16 protein-coding genes are annotated in these 17,043 nt (G+C 27.2%); 9 read left to right on the top strand and 7 right to left on the bottom strand.

All coding sequences use genetic code 11. The annotated features are described in order from the left end of the window. Positions 1 to 61: 61 nt before the first annotated feature. The 3 genes from MSCUN_RS02050 (at position 62) to MSCUN_RS02040 (ending at position 2,182) form a co-directional block, all read left to right on the top strand. Positions 62 to 637, top strand: a complete 576-nt coding sequence (locus MSCUN_RS02050) for a hypothetical protein (protein WP_095609105.1) — start codon at positions 62 to 64, stop codon at positions 635 to 637. Positions 638 to 726: 89 nt separating this feature from the next. Further along, positions 727 to 1,317, top strand: a complete 591-nt coding sequence (locus tag MSCUN_RS02045) for a hypothetical protein (RefSeq protein ID WP_095609104.1) — start codon at positions 727 to 729, stop codon at positions 1,315 to 1,317. A gap of 145 nt (positions 1,318 to 1,462) precedes the next feature. Beyond that, positions 1,463 to 2,182, top strand: a complete 720-nt coding sequence (locus MSCUN_RS02040) for an epoxyqueuosine reductase (protein ID WP_095609103.1) — start codon at positions 1,463 to 1,465, stop codon at positions 2,180 to 2,182. 56 nt (positions 2,183 to 2,238) lie between these two features. On the opposite strand, the gene uvrC is transcribed toward MSCUN_RS02040, so the two are convergent. The 4 genes from uvrC to tgtA form a co-directional block, all read right to left on the bottom strand. Next, positions 2,239 to 4,050 (bottom strand): excinuclease ABC subunit UvrC, encoded by a 1,812-nt coding sequence (gene uvrC / locus MSCUN_RS02035; protein WP_095609102.1) that lies wholly within the window; start codon positions 4,048 to 4,050, stop codon positions 2,239 to 2,241. A gap of 191 nt (positions 4,051 to 4,241) precedes the next feature. Continuing rightward, entirely contained in the window at positions 4,242 to 4,655 is a 414-nt protein-coding gene (locus tag MSCUN_RS02030; protein WP_095609101.1) for a secondary thiamine-phosphate synthase enzyme YjbQ, read from the bottom strand. Positions 4,656 to 4,709: 54 nt separating this feature from the next. Further along, the gene (gene pyrI / locus MSCUN_RS02025; protein WP_095609100.1) at positions 4,710 to 5,168 is read right to left on the bottom strand and encodes an aspartate carbamoyltransferase regulatory subunit; all 459 of its coding nucleotides are present in this window, start codon (positions 5,166 to 5,168) and stop codon (positions 4,710 to 4,712) included. Positions 5,169 to 5,197: 29 nt separating this feature from the next. Beyond that, entirely contained in the window at positions 5,198 to 7,210 is a 2,013-nt protein-coding gene (gene tgtA / locus MSCUN_RS02020) for a tRNA guanosine(15) transglycosylase TgtA (protein WP_095609099.1), read from the bottom strand. A gap of 203 nt (positions 7,211 to 7,413) precedes the next feature. Here tgtA and MSCUN_RS02015 point away from each other — a divergent pair, with 203 nt between their 5' ends. The 3 genes from MSCUN_RS02015 to MSCUN_RS02005 all read left to right on the top strand — a co-directional run bounded on the left by MSCUN_RS02015 (position 7,414) and on the right by MSCUN_RS02005 (position 9,725). Beyond that, positions 7,414 to 8,364 carry an ADP-ribosylglycohydrolase family protein gene (locus tag MSCUN_RS02015; RefSeq protein ID WP_170103990.1) on the top strand — a complete coding sequence of 317 codons (951 nt, stop codon included), beginning with the start codon at positions 7,414 to 7,416 and terminating at the stop codon, positions 8,362 to 8,364. 359 nt (positions 8,365 to 8,723) lie between these two features. After that, a complete protein-coding gene (locus tag MSCUN_RS02010) occupies positions 8,724 to 8,966 on the top strand; it encodes a hypothetical protein (RefSeq protein ID WP_095609097.1) in 243 nt (80 codons plus the stop codon). A gap of 51 nt (positions 8,967 to 9,017) precedes the next feature. Further along, on the top strand, positions 9,018 to 9,725 hold the full coding sequence (locus MSCUN_RS02005; protein WP_095609096.1) for a hypothetical protein: 708 nt from the start codon (positions 9,018 to 9,020) through the stop codon (positions 9,723 to 9,725). Between the two features lie 146 nt (positions 9,726 to 9,871). Here MSCUN_RS02005 and MSCUN_RS02000 read toward each other — a convergent pair whose 3' ends face one another. The 3 genes from MSCUN_RS02000 to glf all read right to left on the bottom strand — a co-directional run bounded on the left by MSCUN_RS02000 (position 9,872) and on the right by glf (position 13,506). Further along, positions 9,872 to 10,954 carry a glycosyltransferase family 2 protein gene (locus MSCUN_RS02000; protein ID WP_095609095.1) on the bottom strand — a complete coding sequence of 361 codons (1,083 nt, stop codon included), beginning with the start codon at positions 10,952 to 10,954 and terminating at the stop codon, positions 9,872 to 9,874. Beyond that, positions 10,948 to 12,147, bottom strand: coding sequence for a glycosyltransferase family 2 protein (locus MSCUN_RS01995; RefSeq protein WP_095609094.1), 1,200 nt, complete (start codon positions 12,145 to 12,147; stop codon positions 10,948 to 10,950). The genes MSCUN_RS02000 and MSCUN_RS01995 overlap by 7 nt, the downstream gene beginning before the upstream one ends. 264 nt (positions 12,148 to 12,411) lie before the next feature. Continuing rightward, positions 12,412 to 13,506, bottom strand: a complete 1,095-nt coding sequence (gene glf, locus MSCUN_RS01990; protein WP_095609093.1) for a UDP-galactopyranose mutase — start codon at positions 13,504 to 13,506, stop codon at positions 12,412 to 12,414. 195 nt (positions 13,507 to 13,701) lie between these two features. Here glf and MSCUN_RS01985 point away from each other — a divergent pair, with 195 nt between their 5' ends. The 3 genes from MSCUN_RS01985 to MSCUN_RS01975 all read left to right on the top strand — a co-directional run bounded on the left by MSCUN_RS01985 (position 13,702) and on the right by MSCUN_RS01975 (position 16,842). Beyond that, on the top strand, positions 13,702 to 14,343 hold the full coding sequence (locus MSCUN_RS01985; RefSeq protein WP_095609092.1) for a hypothetical protein: 642 nt from the start codon (positions 13,702 to 13,704) through the stop codon (positions 14,341 to 14,343). 521 nt (positions 14,344 to 14,864) lie between these two features. Continuing rightward, positions 14,865 to 15,887, top strand: coding sequence for an adenylosuccinate synthetase (locus MSCUN_RS01980; RefSeq protein ID WP_095609091.1), 1,023 nt, complete (start codon positions 14,865 to 14,867; stop codon positions 15,885 to 15,887). A 166-nt stretch (positions 15,888 to 16,053) separates the two neighbouring features. Then, entirely contained in the window at positions 16,054 to 16,842 is a 789-nt protein-coding gene (locus tag MSCUN_RS01975; protein WP_095609138.1) for a TatD family hydrolase, read from the top strand. Positions 16,843 to 17,043 lie beyond the last annotated feature (201 nt).

The following is a 17,043-nucleotide window of genomic DNA, read 5'->3' as shown; positions in this document are numbered from 1 at the left end:
CAGTTAATTTTACAATATAATTATTAATCTCAACAACTATATAAAAAGGAGGACAACTAAAATGGATGATCAAATAATAAAAATCATACAAAATGAAGATGATGTAATAATAGTCGATCCAATGGATGATTTAATGAAAAAAGAAGTTCTACTATCTGAAATGAAAAGAGTAGATGAACTTGTACCATTTATAAATAAAGGAATACTAGATACATTCAATGAAGATGAAATACTCGTAGTAATACGAAAAAACACATATGAAACACAACAAGACATGATACAATCCAAAGATAAAACCTATGACTACACATTCACACTAAGAACAGATACAGGAAAAATAATAGGTGAAATGGTATATGATGAAGAAGAACTAGAAGAACTTCACAATGATCCTAATGCCTATTTTATGTCAGATAACTTTGTAACATATCAAGATAACACAACACAAGGTGAAAAACAATACTTTTTAGTTGAAGCTGAAAAAAGTACCTTCATAACACATGAAAACCTATCAAAAATAACAAAAAGCTTTAAAGTAGCAGTACCATCAATAGAAACAGACCAATACATCAAAGAGTACTACAACATGGGAGAAGATAAAAACATAGGAACACTCATAGTAGGATATACTACATAAAATAAATTATATCCAAAAATTATATTACAACTAAAAAGCCATATAACAAATATAATAACTTTAACTAATGATAGGTAAGTGATTTTCTAATGACAGAAAAATATGAAATACAAAAAATCATGCAAGATGAAGATAATGTAATTCTAAGTGAAATAATTGATGATGAAATGAAAAAAAATCTCTTATTATATGAAATGAAAAGACTTGATGAAATAGTACCATTCATAAATGAAGGACTAAAAGAAGCACTAGATGAACAAGAAGCATTACTTATAATAAGAAAACATGAAGAAAAATCAGTCGAAGAGATGAACAAAGAATCATACACATCAGATCCTGCAGCATTCACACTAAGAACAGAATCAGGAAAAATAATAGGTGAAATGATATATGATGATGAGGAACTAGAAGATCTACGAAATGATCCAACAGTATACTTCTTATCAGATAACTTTGTAACATACCAAGATGCATCAGTAGCAGGAGAAAAACAATTCTTCTACATGGAATCAGCAGGAAGTGACTTTGTAACAGACAAAGATATAGACAGTACTGTAAAATCTGTCACAGTAGGAATACCATCAACAGAAACAGATCATTTTATCCGTGATTGTTTTGATCTTTCACATGATGAATCACTAAGTTCTGTTATAATAGGATTCACACCAAAAGATGAATAATAAAAAAAAGGATTATATGAAAAAGTTAAAAAAATTACACATCTAAACTCCCAACAATTCTTTTATTCTTTTTTTTTAATATTTAAATAAAAAAAAAGTATTGTATAAAAATAAAATAATAACTTAAAAAGAGAAGGCATAATAGATGAACATAATGGAATATGTACAACAACTCTCAGATGTATGTGGAGTAGCAGACTTATACCATGATCGTGATGAGCTAATAAAAACATATGGAGATGACATCTGCAAATACCAATATGCAATAGTAATAGGACATAAAATGAATGAAGATATCATCGAAAAAATACCACTAAGTTATCAGGATGATGAAATAGCAAAAGAATATCTGGATGAATACTATAATTCACACCAAAGAGCTAAAAAAATAGCAATAAAAATAGCAGATAAAATAAAACAACAAAACCATAATGCAATAATACTAGATGTAGCAGGAGATACTGATGAGTTAAATCTTAAAATACCATTTAGTAACAAGGCAAGTGCACATATAGCAGGTGTTGGGTGGATTGGAAAAAACAATCTACTTACAACATGTGAATTTGGGCCACGCCTTACATGGGTAACAATACTAACAGATACACCTCTAGCAGATTATGTGAAAAATGAGATGAAATCTCAGTGTGGTGATTGTCAATTATGTGTAAATGCATGTCCAGGTGATGCTATAAAAAATCTTGATGATCCAAAATTATCATATGATCCTGTTAAATGTGGAGATTATATAATGTCACGTCGTGATGAAGGACATCCTGTAGCATGTGGAATGTGTCTATATATTTGTCCTTATGGAAATAAGAAAAGTGCAAAAATACTTGAAAATAAGAAAAAAAACTTAAAATGATGAGAAAATACTTCTCATCATTAAATTTCTAAAACTCTACACCACCTTTTATATGCTTAACTTTCATGCATATATTCATATATTGTATGTGCTACTTTTTCTGGAATATTTTTAACACTTGCAATTTCATCAACTGATGCTTTTTTTATATTATCAATATTTTTAAAATGAAGCATAAGAGCTTGTTTTCGTTTTAATCCAACACCAGGAATTTCATCAAGTTCAGATTTTGTAAATGCATTTTTACGTAGTGTACGATGAAATGTTATTGCAAAACGATGTGATTCATCACGTACATACTGAAGTAATCTTAAAGCAGATGAACGTCTTGGAAGTATAATTGGATTACTACGTCCTGGTATGTAGATTTCCTCAAATTTCTTAGCAAGTCCTATGAGTGGAACATCTTTTATTTTAAGTTCTTTAAATACTTCTACTGCCATTGATAATTGTCCTTTACCACCATCAATAAGTACAAGATCTGGTTTTATATAGAAAGAATTATCAGGATCATTCATATAATTTTGTCCTTTAGGTGTATTTGGAGAAAGATATGAATAACGTCTAGTTAGTACTTCTTTCATCATTGCAAAATCATTAGGTCCTGGTGTTTGCATCTTAAATTTACGATACATATTCTTTTTAGGTTTTCCATCTTCAAATACTACCATGGATGCTACTGCATATTCACCTGATATGTTAGATATATCAAATGCTTCAATATGATAAGGTAGTTTTTTAAGACCAAGATATCCTTGGAGTGTAACAAGTGGATTATCTTCTTTTTTTGTATTTTCTGTAAGTGTTATTTTAGCATTTTTCTTAGCTATATTTATGAGTTTATTGTAGTGTTCATCTTCTGCTATTCGTATTTTCACACGTTTTTCATGTTTTTGATTTAGCCATTCGTTTATTACTTCTTGATCTTGTATTTTTTGTTCAACAATTATAACATCAGGTATTGGTGCTGTAATGTAGTATTGTTTTATAAATTCTGTTATTATCTCCTGATCTGTCATATCTTCGATGTGTTGTAAGGTTAAATCATCTTTACGGCTTGTTTTTCCTCCACGTACTGATAGTATTGTTACACTTGCTTCGTGGTTGTTATGTTCTATTGCTATTATATCTTCATCTACATTTTCTGTTAACTGTATGTGTTGTTTTTCAAGTGTTACTTTGATTGTATCTATCTGATCTCGTAGTATTGCTGCTTTTTCAAAGTTCATATTTTTAGCATCACGTTTCATTTCTTGTTGCATGTTTTTAATTATTGTCTTATATTTTCCACTTAGTAATTGTTTTACATGTTTTATGTTTTTTTGATATTCATCATATGTTATATTGTTGATACATGGTGCACTGCATTGTTTTATCTGATAATTTAAGCATGGTCCATTCATGCTTTTACATGTTCGTATTTTGAAGTTTTTGTTGATGAAGTCTATGAATTCTCGTGCCTTATGTGCATTAGGATATGGTCCATAATATGAGGCATTATCATTTATTATGTTTCGTGTTAGAAAGATTCTTGGATATTCTTCATTTGTTATTTTAATAAATGGGTATTGTTTTCCATCTTTTAGACGTATATTATATTGTGGTCTGTGTTTTTTTATCAGACTTGCTTCAAGAATTAATGCTTCTTTTTCTGTGTCTGTTATTATGTATTCAAGGTAGTTAAAATGTCTCATTAATACACGAGTTTTTGGATGATCTAGTTTATCTTCATCTTTAAAGTAGCTTTGTACTCTTTTTTTAAGATTCTTTGCTTTTCCCACATAGATTATCTCATCATCTTTATCATGCATTATATAAACGCCCGGGTTATTTGGTAGTTCTTTAGGATCTGTTATTTGCATTGACATAAAGTTTTTTTCCCTCCTTTTTCATGGTTTATTTTTAATTTAAAAGTTTCCTTAATTTTGCTTTTTTTAGTATTATATAATTATAATATTTTATAGTATAAAAGTTAGGTTGTCAAGATGATTGAATTTATATTAAAATAAAATATTATAAAAAAAATGGAATTAATAAAAAAAAATGGTGGTTAAGAGATTTAATCTTTTGTTAGTATTGTTATTTCAACTACACGATTCATTCTAGATCCATCTAGTTCTATGAAGAATATGCTCTGCCATCGTCCAAGGTTTAATTCTCCATTTATTAGGGGTATGGTTTGGTTTGAATTTAGTATCATACTTTGAAGGTGGCTTTTTGCATTATTATCGATACGATCATGTTTATATTCACTTTCTGGTATTATATCGTTTATGAATTTGATGAAGTCATCTTTTAGTCCTTCTTCATCTTCGTTTATTATGATTGCTGTGGTTGTATGTTTGGTTTGTATGTTTATTAGTCCTTCATTTATGTTTTCGTTGTCTATTATCTGTTGTATTTCACCTGTTATGTTTATCATTTGTGTTTTATTGTTTGTTGTTATGTGTATTTTTTTATTTAAGATCTTCATATAGATGTTACACCACCTAAAAAAATTGGTAGTTATTAATTTCATACTAAAGTTTTAGAATTGTGATTCTATATCTTCATAGTCCATATCACGTTCACAGAAGTGACATTTAAGTAGTAATGGTTCTTTGCTTACTACTTTGAATTTGTTTTCTATTGGTTCATTTGTATTTGTTATACAATTAGGGTTACTGCATTCTACTACACCTGTTATTTCATCATTTAATTGTAGTTGTGATTTTCTTACAATTTCATAGTCTCGTATTATGTTAAGTGTTGCTTTAGGTGCTAGTAGTACGAGTTTATCTACTTCTTCTTGTGATAATTCTCGTCCTTCAATTTTAATTATATCTTTATGTTGCATGTCTGGTGATTCCACATTTATTGCAACCATAATTGATGTTTCAGAATCTGGTAGATTTAGCATGCTTAATATGTTTAATGCACGATTTTGTTTTATATGATCTATTACAGTTCCATTTTTTATTGGTTTTACTTTTAGTTCTGTTGCCATAAGTTAATACACTCCTTTCCCCTTTTTTTTTATTGATTTTTCCATTTTCGTGTTTTTATTGCTTGTCCGGAGTTAAAATCCTTAATTTCATAGCTTGAAAGTAATGATTTTCCAAATGCTAGTAGTTCATCATCACCATTTACTATTAGTACTTCATCATTATGTCTGATTGGTTCATCAACATCTAATACAAATTTATTAAATACTGATTTTCCTTTACGTGCATATTCTTCTGCATCTTCTGCTACTACAACACGCATGTGTGGTGCATCAAATGCTTCATGTAACCGTTTTGCTCCAAGATCAGATAAGATTAAAAATCCATCATTTGCACGCATATTTACAATGTTTTGTTTATCTTCAAAGACATGTCGTATTTTACCTGTTTTTCGACTTTTTTCAATCTTAATTTTATCAGGATCATCACCAAAAAGAACATTACCTGCATTTGTACCAAACTGGTAGTCTGCTATCATTTTAAGACGATCAAAGTCTGATATTTTAGCATCAGGTAGAGTTATTGGAGCATCAACAATAGTATATTCATCAGTTAAATCTAGGTCATATTTATCTACAATTTTTTTATGAATTAATATATTATCATACTTATTTGTATAATCACATATTGCTTTTTTCATAAATTGTTTTGCATCTTCATCATGTATTGCTGGTGATTCATTTTGTGCTAGAGGATAGAATTCATCAACACCAAGAGGTATTATTCCAAATGGTATATCTGCTACTACAACATCAGCATCAGAGAAGTCTAAGTTACATGAGTTAGTATAATATGATACTATTTCAGGTGTGTATTTTTTTATGTATTCTTTGTTAAGATATTTAGTGTATGGTTTTCTTGTATGTGGTAGTATAACAAGACTATTGCTTGTTGGTTGTATGTTTTCTAGTTGTTTTTGGTGTTTTAGAACTTCAGGACGATTTAGTGTTTCTTCACCTGTATAGAAGAATGCATTCTTTTTACTACTTGGATTAAGTTTCATCATATCTTTTTGGTATTCTTTAAGTCTTCTTAATCCATCAAGTAAGAATGGGTGTGCACGACAACGTAGTTCAACAAGTTTCATTAGTTCTCCATCTACAATTGCTTGACGTATACGTCTAATTTCAGCAAAACTTATGTGTAAATTATGTTCTGCTATTAGTTTTGCCCGTTCATCTTGTGGCATTTTACGTAAATCATCTGGTGTGTATTCACAACATACTCTACAACTACATGGCATTTCAATAAGATCTTCAAGTCTTAATGTTCCATCTGGCATCATGAATCTATCTTTATTTGCATATAGTATGTATGCTGCACTATCAAATAGGTCACATCCCATTGCAACTGCTAGTGCAAATACCATTGGATGTCCTGCACCCATAAGGTGGCGTGGTTTATCTTCTGGTAATCCTCGTATTGAATACATTACAACATCAACTAAATCTGCATATCTATACATTTCCATAAGAGGTACAACAGCACCTATTGGATAAATATCTGCATCAAATTTTGATATTTCCTCAGCACATTTTAATCTTAAATCTGGGAATGTTGATCCTTGAACTACACTATTTAAGATAAGTTCTTCATTTACTTCTGCTGCTTGTTTTGCACGTTCTATTGTAATTGCCAGATCTTCTTCTGCTTTTGATCGTTTTACATATGGTGCTGTTGGAATATCAAGTGATGTTCCAATGTCTGTTTTTATTGCTTCTTGAAACTTAATTACTTCCTCATTTGTTATGTCAATATCTCCATATACTGATAGTTGAAATGATCCTGAGTCTGTTTCTATTGTATGTGGAAAGTCGATAAGTGGGTGTACTCCATCTTTTAATGCTTTTTCTTTAAGTTCCTCATTTTTATAGATTATATATGAGTTTGTAATTACAATTTCAGCACCTAGTTTTTTAACATCTAGTGTTTGTTTTCCAGGATGTACTACAGGCATTAGTGCTGGTGTTGTAACAGTTCCATGTGGTGTTGTGAATTTTCCTATTCGTCCCATTGCATCTTTATATTTTATTTCAAAATCCAAAGTATTATAACCCCTATAAATTTTATTATTATTTTTTTTCTCTATTAAAAAAATTGTTTTTATTAGTATACTATAAATTTATGTTATTTTTAAAATTAATATTTTTACTACAATAATAGTATATTATTATATTAAAAACTAGAAATCAATTATATATTAAATAAATTAAATATAATGAAAAAAAAGTTGAGATGAGAATATTTATGCCAATTAATAAAAATCAAGTTTATGGATCAATACTAGGAGGAATAGTAGGTGATGCACTAGGTGTTCCATATGAATTTCTATCACGTAGTGAAATAGCAGAAAATCCTATATCTAAGATGATAGGATATGGAACCTATAACCAGCCACCAGGTACATGGTCTGATGATACATCAATGACACTTGCATTAATTGATAGTATAATAGAAAATGATGAAATTAACTATACAGATATGATGGATAAATTCAGTGAATGGTTATATGAGGCAAAATATACGCCACATAATGAAACATTTGATGTTGGACGTACAACACGATATACAATTGATCAATATAGAAAAGGTACAGAAGCACTTAAGTGTGGATTAGATGATGATCATAGTAATGGTAATGGATCATTAATGAGATTAATACCAGTATGTCTTTATTTATATGCAAATGACTATAGTATAGAAGATGCTTGTGAAATTATTAAAAATGTATCATCCCTTACACATGCACACCCTGTAAGTTATACATCTTGTAATATTTATAATATTTTAGTATATGAAATACTTGATAATCCTGAAATGGAATTTAAAGAAATACTAACAAATGCAAAAAATAAGGCAAAAGATAAGTATAAAGGATCTGTAAGTCGTAGGTTTAATAGACTATTTTCAGATAACTTCTTTAACATTTCATTAGATGAACTTGAAAGTACAGGCTTTGTATTAAATGCACTTGAAATTGCATTTTACTGTTGTTATCATACAGATAATTATAAAGATGCAATACTAATGGCAGCAAATCTTGGTGAAGATACAGATACAAATGCAAAAATAACAGGAGATGTAGCAGGACTATATTATGGTGATGACTATATACCTGATGAATATCTTAAAACACTAATAAAGCGTGAATACCTAGAAGACATGATAGACCAATTCATAAAAACACTTAAAATATAAATGTTAGTTTATCTATATTCTATTCTTTTTTTTATTTTTTTAATTAGGATAAAATTTTTTTTCTATCTTTATTTTATGCCTCTGATTTTATCTAGTTTTTCTAAATAAATTAATATGTTTTAAATTATTTTTTTTTAAAAAAATGTAGATAATTTTTATAAAATATAAATAATCTTATATAAATATCATAAAATAATTAAACTATTTTTCAATAAAAATAGTAAAAATATATAAATAGTACTAAATAATATAAGATTATACATTAACTTATTTAATTTTAAAAATTCTAAAAAATTATTAATAAAATATAATTTTTTTTAGAAAAAATAAGATGATATAGGAGAAAAATTATAATCATTATGAATAAAGAAAACACAAACAAAATAGAAAAAATAGAATGCATAAAACTTGATGAAATTTTAAAATCATTATTTACAGTTTCAAATAAAGTTCTTATAAACATGATAAATACAATATTTCATGAAAATTATAGCATCAAAGATACAACAATAACTCAAGAAACTCCTGAATTTACAATACTACAAAATAATGTTTTAAAATCAGATTTAATATTAGAACTAAAATCAAAGAAGAAAACTTAAAACTATCATATTAAATTTCAAACAAAAAAAGATAAAACATCAATAAAATACATGTTTGAATACGATCTTTTATATGCAAAACAAAAATATTATGAAAAAAGAAAACAAAATGATGATAAAATAGTATTTCACATGCCAGAGGATATAATAATATTCATTGGAGAAAATAATATACCAAATCATATGGATATGAAAATAGTTCTCCCAGATGAACAAGAAAAAGACTATGAAATACCAGTAATGAAATGCTCTCAATATTCAACACAGGAAATGATCCAAAATAAATTATATCCATTACTACCACTACAACTTTTTAACTTTAAAGAAGAACTTCTAAAATTAAACAAAGAAAAAACAGAAAATAAGGATAAAATTGATGATCAAATGCAAAAAGTAATGCAAAGTGCAAAACAAACAGCAGAAGAAATCATCAAATTACAAGAAAGTGGAAAAATAAATCCAGAAGATATGCACATCTTATTATTGGCTATTAGTAATTTATTTAAATATTTAAATAGTAAGTATGGAAATGATACTAAATTAAATGAAAAAGTAAATATTATAATAAAAACACTATATGATTCAATAGTAGAAGAAAGAGGAATAAAAATAGGAGAAATAAGAGGTATTATAAGTACATATATTGAATTTAAATTAGAAGATGATGAAATAATAAATAAATTGAAATCTAATTTAAATATAGATGATGAAAAAGCAAATAAGTACTTAAATAACTATTATAAGGAAAATAAAAAATAAAATTACAAAAAAAAGACTATTAATATTTTAAAAGGTTCTGTGAATAAAAAAAAATATTTTATTATCTACAGAACTTTTTTTTTGTAAAAAAAAATGGAAGGGATGATGCAAAAAAAATAAGGTTTTTTTCTATAAAAAAATCTAGCTTATTTTTTTATTTTATGATATGCTTTTTTAGCTACTTGTTTTGATTTTCGAAGAGGTTTAGTTATTTTCCAGCTTGATGAGTTTAGCATGTCATATGTTGATCTGCATAACATGAATTCCTCAGCTGATTGTGTTATTAGAACTTGTTCATAGATTTTCTTATTTTTATATGATAAGTTAGCTATAAAATCATCATATAATTTTTCATCAGATAGTATTTTTAAAAAATCATCTTTCATATGCATAAAATATTCTTCTTTAAATTCATCCTTAATTTTCCGAAATCTCATATTTGCTAAAAATACCTTGTTGTTATATAATGTTTTTTTATGCTCATCAAATACACCATATTCGCGAAATACATCCCATACTAAGTTATATATTTCTATTGAGTCAATAAATCGTCTGTCTCCTGCTGTTGTTGATGAAGTTGCATACCATCTTCTTGTAAATAGAAATTCTGGGTGGAAGTATATTCGTTTTGCACTAAAAAGTACTCTCCAGAAAAATACATTATCATCAAATACAAGTCCTTCAGGGAATGTTATATTATTATCCATGATGAACTTTCGATTGTACAGTTTACTCCATGGTGTTACTGTTATTTTAAAAATTAAGTCTTTTATATCATCATAACTAAATACGTTGTCTTTTACACGGTGTGCTACCATGTTCATACTGTAGTTTTCAGCTTCATAGTATTTATCTTGTTCATCATCATAGTTAATAGCTTTAAATAGTACGAAGTCCACATTTTTATCTTCTGCTATTTTATATGTGTCTTTTAATGCGTTGAGTTTTAGTATGTCGTCTGAATCCATTAAAAATAGGTATTTTCCGGTTGCATGTTGTATTCCTACGTTTGTTGCTACAGCATGTCCTCCGTTAGGTTGATCAATTACTGTTATTCGATCATCACAATTTGCATATTCTTTTATTATTTCAAGAGAACTATCTGTTGATCCATCGTTTACACAGATTATTTCAATATCTTTTAGTGTTTGATTTACTATTGTATCAAGACAATCATGTAAGTATTTTTCAACATTATATATTGGTATTACAACTGATACTTTTACCATAGTTTCACCAGTGAATGTTTACATTTTTTAAGTACTTTTATTGTTCCTTTTTTAGATTTACGTAGAGGATCTGTTATTTTCCAGCTTGATGAGTTTTCGATCTTTTGATTTAATTGTTTTAGTTGTTTAAGATCATCTTCTTTTTGATTATCAAGTTTTTTAAGTTCTATGTTATATTTTCTTAATATTTTTGGATTTATGAAATTTGTTGTACTGAGTGTTACTTCAAGTAGTGCTTTTTTGGTTGTTTGTAGTTCATTATAAAATGATTTATTATCATTATGATTAAGCATACAGATTCTTAGATATATTTGTTCTTCACTAGGTGTATTAAAGTATGTAGGATTTTTATCTTCAAATATTTCATGTATTATTTTAAGTAGTTGTTGATCTTCACGGTTATTTATAAGTGACATGTAGATTATTAGTTGATCTTTGTATTTTTGTGCAGTTTTATAGTAGTTATTATCTTCTAGTATTTTAATTGTGTCATGATAGTGTTTTATGTAGTCATATTTCTTTTGATAATCATCTACTTTATTGTTTGCTCCGCCATTTGCTTGGTGATTATATCCATATAATGTTACAGGTGTTGTGTGTATTTTATCAGTCTTAGTTAATGCTTCTGCTAGAAATACAGGATCTTGTCCACGACTAAGTGATGGAAATGTTATATTGTTATCTTCTAGAAATTTTCTTTTATAGATATTTTTATAAAATGCCCATGGTATTCCATATTCCTCTGGATTTAGTATGTTATATTCTGTGAACTTGGTGTAGTTATCTTCATCATAGTTGAAGTTTCCTTCTTTTTTCATTGTTGTTGATATTCGTTCAAGATTTGCACATACTATATTTGCATCATGTTTTTTTGCATAATTATACATTTTTTCAAGTGCATTATCATCTATGTATATGTCATCTGCATCTAGAAATGCTATGTATTCACCTGTTGCCTTTTTTATCCCATTATTTCTTGCTATTCCTGATCCTTGATTTGATTGTTTTATTATTTTTATAAAATCATATTTTTCTGCTAGTTTTTCAAGGATTTTTTGTGTATTATCTACTGATCCATCATTTATACAGATAAGTTCTATATCATTTAGTGTTTGTTTTGAAAAATTAGTGCAGGTTCTTTCAAGAAATTCTTCTGCTTGATATATAGGCATTATTACTGAGACTTTTACCATTATATTACCCGGTTATTTTAAAAAATTTTCTTTTTATTATAATATATTTATCTTAATTCAGATATTAAAAATTTACTCATGAATAAGTATAATTTAAAAAAAAGTAGAATATTTTTTTTAATATTATAAAAAAAAAACTCTTGGTATAATTTGTTAATCTAGAAAAAAATTGTTAATTTAGAAAAAATTTTAAGTATAAAAAAAAGTTAAAAGAAGGTGGTGATTTATTCTAAAAAAAAATTACAAGCTATGCTGTTATTTTTTTTATTGAGCTTCTGCTAGGTTTAATGCTTCTTTTATTACTTCATCCATGTTCATGTATTTATACATTCCTAGTCTTCCACCAAAGATGATTTTATCTTCTTTGTCTGCTAGATCTTTGTATTTTGCATATAACTGGGAGTTTTTATCATCATTTACAGGATAGTATGCTTCTTCACCTTTAGTCCATGTTTTTGGATATTCACGTGTGATGATTGTTTTATCAGATTCACTGTTTTCAAAGTGTTTATGTTCAATGATACGTGTGTATGGTATTTGTGCTTCTGTATAGTTTATAACTGCATTTCCTTGATAATTTGGTATATCAAGTGTTTCTGATTCAAAGTTAAGACCACGATATTCTAGTTCTCCATAACAGTAGTCATAGTATTCATCAATCATTCCAGTGAAAAGTACTTTATCTGCTATTTCATCCCATTTTTGTTTATCATCAAAGTAATTTGTATTGAGTTTTATATCAATTCCATCTGTTAGTTTTTCAATTAGTTCTGTATATCCATTAAATGGTATTCCCTGATATAGGTCATTGAAGTAGTTGTTATCATATGTGAAACGTACAGGTAATCTTTTTATGATAAATGATGGTAGTTGATCACATGGTTTTCCCCATTGTTTTTCTGTATATCCTTTAATTAGTTTTTCATATATTGTAGGTCCTACTAGATTTATTGCTTGTTCTTCTAGATTTTGTGGGTCTTCTGTTTTATATTCTTCTTTTTCTGATTCTATCATTTCATATGCTTCTTGTGGTGTTTTTGTTTTCCATAGTTTGTAGAATGTATTCATATTAAATGGTAGATTGTATAGTTCTCCTTTATAGTTTGCTATTGGTGAGTTTGTAAATCTGTTAAATTTAATGAATTGATTTACATAATTCCATATGTCATCATCACTTGTATGGAAGATGTGTGCTCCATATTTATGTACGTTGATGTTTTCTTGTTTTTCTGTGTATATGTTTCCACCAATTGTATCTCTTTTTTCTATTATGAGACATTTTTTTCCTTTTTTTGTCATTTCATGTGCAAATACTGAACCAAATAATCCTGATCCAACAATTAAATAATCATATTTCATATAAAATAAAACCTCATATAAAATTTATCTTCTTTAAAGTAATTTTTATTAATATTTAGTTATGTTATTTCTTACTAATATTGATTTTTTATTAATTTCACATTTTTTTTATTTCATTTATAAGAAAAAATAAAATACTTATTAAAAACATAAATTAATAATAAAAAATAATTCAACATAAAAAAGGTTTAGCATATGGTATTTAAAAAAATATATGAAAAGATATTAAACTCAAGTAACAGCTTCAAGTTCTACAAAAACCAGTATAACAAACTTAAACTAGAAAACAAACAAATGTGGAAGGATATAAGACATAAAGATAAAGTTATTAAAAATAAAGATGATCTTATAAATCTTAGAAACTCACAAATAAAAGACAAAGATAACAAGATTAAAAATCAAAATAGTACCATAGAGTCTAAAAATAAAGCTATTCAAGATAAAGATATTCAAATAAGAGAAAAAGAAAACTACATAAAACAATACGAAAACCAACTTAATGAACTTAAAAAAGACATGGAACTACTAAAAGCTGAAAATAAAAATATTCTACGTGAAAATAAGCAACTATTTAATCATAACTTTGATTTGAGAAAAGCAATAGATGAAAATGAAAACTTAAGACATGAATTTGTTGAAACAACTGATAAATTAAATGAGAATTTTGAAACAATAAATACTAGATCAAATAAAATACTTTCATTTATAGAATTTAGTCAAGTTGAATCATCAAATAGTTTCGCCGAACTAACATCAAACATAGAAGATAACATGGAAATACTAAGTGAAGATAACAAGAAAATACAAAAACACTTAGGTATAACACAGGATGAATAATTAAACTATGAAAATCCTAATTTCTACTTTTTTTTTACTAACTTTTTTTTGATTAATTAATAAGTAATTATAGAAAGCTTTTTATTTTAATGTAAATATAAATATATAAGTAAATGACTTAAGATATATTCGAAAGTTATGAAATAAAAATTAAATAAGAGAAAAAAAATAAAGAATGAATCTAATTTTTTTATTAATACAACTCATTTTCATATAATAAAATAAAAGAAAAAAAAACTATCCTTAAAAAAAAGATATTATCGGATGATAATAAAAGGGGCTTAAAAATAGTATTTTTTCAATTTAAACTAAAAAGAATTTGACTCTTTTTATTTTTTCTCATAGTTTGTATTAATCATAAAATTTTAGTAATTTTTTTATTAATAAATTTAATATATATTTTATAGGAAAATAACAAAAAAAAGAGTAAAAGAAATTAGAAAGAATTAATAAATTCCAAAAAAAAACTTTCTTTTAGACAAATAACCTCTTTTTTTATCAAATTAGGGAGATACAATATAATGACATGTACCATATTAGTTGGGGGACAATGGGGTGACGAAGGTAAAGGTAAATGTATTACCTACTTTTGTACCAAAGATAAACCTGAAATTATTGCAAGAGCTGGAGTAGGACCAAATGCTGGACACTCTGTAGAACATAACGGAGAAAAGTATGGTTTAAGACTTACACCTTCTGGTTTCTTCAACACAGATGCAAAACTATTAATTGGTGCTGGAGTACTAGTAAATCCAGAAGTATTCAAACATGAACTTGAATACCTAAATAAGTATGATCTTGAAGGAAGAACCTTTATGGATGCAAACTGTGCAATTATCACAGATGAGCATATTGAAGCTGATAAAGCATCATCATATTTATCAAAAAAGATTGGAACAACAGGTAGTGGATGTGGACCTGCAAATGCAGATAGAATTAATCGTAAAATCGACTATGCAAAAGATGTAGTAGAACTTGAAGAATACATCGCTGATGTACCTACAATTGTAAATGAAGCAATTGATAATGGAGAAAATGTATTTATTGAAGGATCACAAGGATTCGGTTTATCATTATACTATGGAACATATCCATATGTAACAAGTAAAGATACATGTGCATCTACCGCAGCAGCAGATGTAGGAGTTGGACCAACCAAAATTGATGAAGTAATTGTAATTCTAAAAGCATACATAACACGTGTTGGAGAAGGACCATTCCCAACAGAAATTACACCAGAAGAAGCAGAAGCAATGGGACTTGAAGAATATGGTGTAGTAACAGGACGTAAAAGAAGAGTTGGACTCTTTGATAAAGAATTTGCAAAACGTTCCTGTATGATAAATGGAGCAACACAAATTGCACTTACATGCATTGACAAACTATATCCTGAATGTGCAAAAGTAAACAAATACGAAGAACTATCACAAGAAGCACGTGATTACATAGAAGATATAGAAAAAGATGTAGGAGTACCAATAACTATTATATCAACAGGACCTGATCTTGAAGATACAATAGATTTACGTGATGAAAAATTATAAATTCATCACTCACTCCCTTCAACCTAAAACCTTTTTTTTAAAATTATTATACATACTCTTTTTTTTTATTTATAGATTTAAACTAATATTTTATCAAAAACAGAAAAAAAATAACTTCTCTTTTTTTTATGAAAGGTTTTTTATTTTATTTTTAATATATCATACTATTATGAAACTTATTGATATAGGATTAAACTTAATGCACAAATCATATGATAAAGACCGAGCAGAAGTAATTAAAGAAGCTCAAGTTAATAATGTTGATAAAATAATAGTTACAGGAAGTAGTATCCCATCAAGTATAAAAGCAGCAAAATACGTTCAAAATTATCCTGGAGTACTCTATTCAACATGTGGTGTACATCCTCATGATGCAAAAACATGTGATGATAATACAATAGATACACTAAGACAATTAGCTCAAAATGATCAAGTTGTAGCAATTGGTGAATGTGGACTTGATTATAATCGTAACTACTCACCACAAAATGTGCAACGTAAATGGTTTGAAAGACAAGTAGAATTAGCTGAAGAGTTAAACATGCCACTATTTCTACATGATAGGGAAGCATATGATGATTTTGCAAAAATACTTAGAAAACATAAGAAAATGGCACAACAATCAGTAGTACATTGCTTTACAGGAACAAAATATGAAGCTGAAGACTACCTGGATCTTGGATGTTATATAGGTGTTACAGGATGGATATGTGATGAAAGACGAAATGATGACTTACTAAAAGCTATAAAAGTTATACCACCTGAAAAACTTATGATAGAAACTGATGGACCATTTCTACTTCCACGAGATTTACCTAAAAAACCAAAGAAAAATCGTAATGATCCAAAATATTTACCACACATCTTAAAAACAATAGCAAAACATAAAAATATGGATGCAGATGAACTAGCAAAAGTAGTTACACAAAATACGATAGACTTCTTTAAATTATAAATAAAAAATTTTTTATAAAAAAAAATAACCCTTCCTCTCCTCATAATAAACCTCTTTTTTTTATTATCAGTTTTAACTAAAATTAATGGAATTAAACATTAAATATTTCAATTTTAATAATGAATTAATAATTTTTTTATGGGAAATTAATTAATAAAAGAAGGTTTAATTTAAAATTTTAAAAAAATATAATAATTTAAA

This window comes from Methanosphaera cuniculi, assembly GCF_003149675.1.
GTDB lineage: Archaea > Methanobacteriota > Methanobacteria > Methanobacteriales > Methanobacteriaceae > Methanosphaera > Methanosphaera cuniculi.
This window is presented reverse-complemented; position numbering and strand designations above follow the sequence as displayed.

Bases quoted from the DNA above. Each gene is read 5' to 3' on its own strand.
- MSCUN_RS02050 (WP_095609105.1), top strand. From the start codon at position 62: ATGGATGATCAAATAATAAAAATCATACAAAATGAAGATGATGTAATA.
- MSCUN_RS02045 (WP_095609104.1), top strand. From the start codon at position 727: ATGACAGAAAAATATGAAATACAAAAAATCATGCAAGATGAAGATAAT.
- MSCUN_RS02040 (WP_095609103.1), top strand. From the start codon at position 1,463: ATGAACATAATGGAATATGTACAACAACTCTCAGATGTATGTGGAGTA.
- uvrC (WP_095609102.1), bottom strand. From the start codon at position 4,050: ATGTCAATGCAAATAACAGATCCTAAAGAACTACCAAATAACCCGGGC.
- MSCUN_RS02030 (WP_095609101.1), bottom strand. From the start codon at position 4,655: ATGAAGATCTTAAATAAAAAAATACACATAACAACAAACAATAAAACA.
- pyrI (WP_095609100.1), bottom strand. From the start codon at position 5,168: ATGGCAACAGAACTAAAAGTAAAACCAATAAAAAATGGAACTGTAATA.
- MSCUN_RS02015 (WP_170103990.1), top strand. From the start codon at position 7,414: ATGCCAATTAATAAAAATCAAGTTTATGGATCAATACTAGGAGGAATA.
- MSCUN_RS02010 (WP_095609097.1), top strand. From the start codon at position 8,724: ATGAATAAAGAAAACACAAACAAAATAGAAAAAATAGAATGCATAAAA.
- MSCUN_RS02005 (WP_095609096.1), top strand. From the start codon at position 9,018: ATGTTTGAATACGATCTTTTATATGCAAAACAAAAATATTATGAAAAA.
- MSCUN_RS02000 (WP_095609095.1), bottom strand. From the start codon at position 10,954: ATGGTAAAAGTATCAGTTGTAATACCAATATATAATGTTGAAAAATAC.
- MSCUN_RS01995 (WP_095609094.1), bottom strand. From the start codon at position 12,147: ATGGTAAAAGTCTCAGTAATAATGCCTATATATCAAGCAGAAGAATTT.
- glf (WP_095609093.1), bottom strand. From the start codon at position 13,506: ATGAAATATGATTATTTAATTGTTGGATCAGGATTATTTGGTTCAGTA.
- MSCUN_RS01985 (WP_095609092.1), top strand. From the start codon at position 13,702: ATGGTATTTAAAAAAATATATGAAAAGATATTAAACTCAAGTAACAGC.
- MSCUN_RS01980 (WP_095609091.1), top strand. From the start codon at position 14,865: ATGACATGTACCATATTAGTTGGGGGACAATGGGGTGACGAAGGTAAA.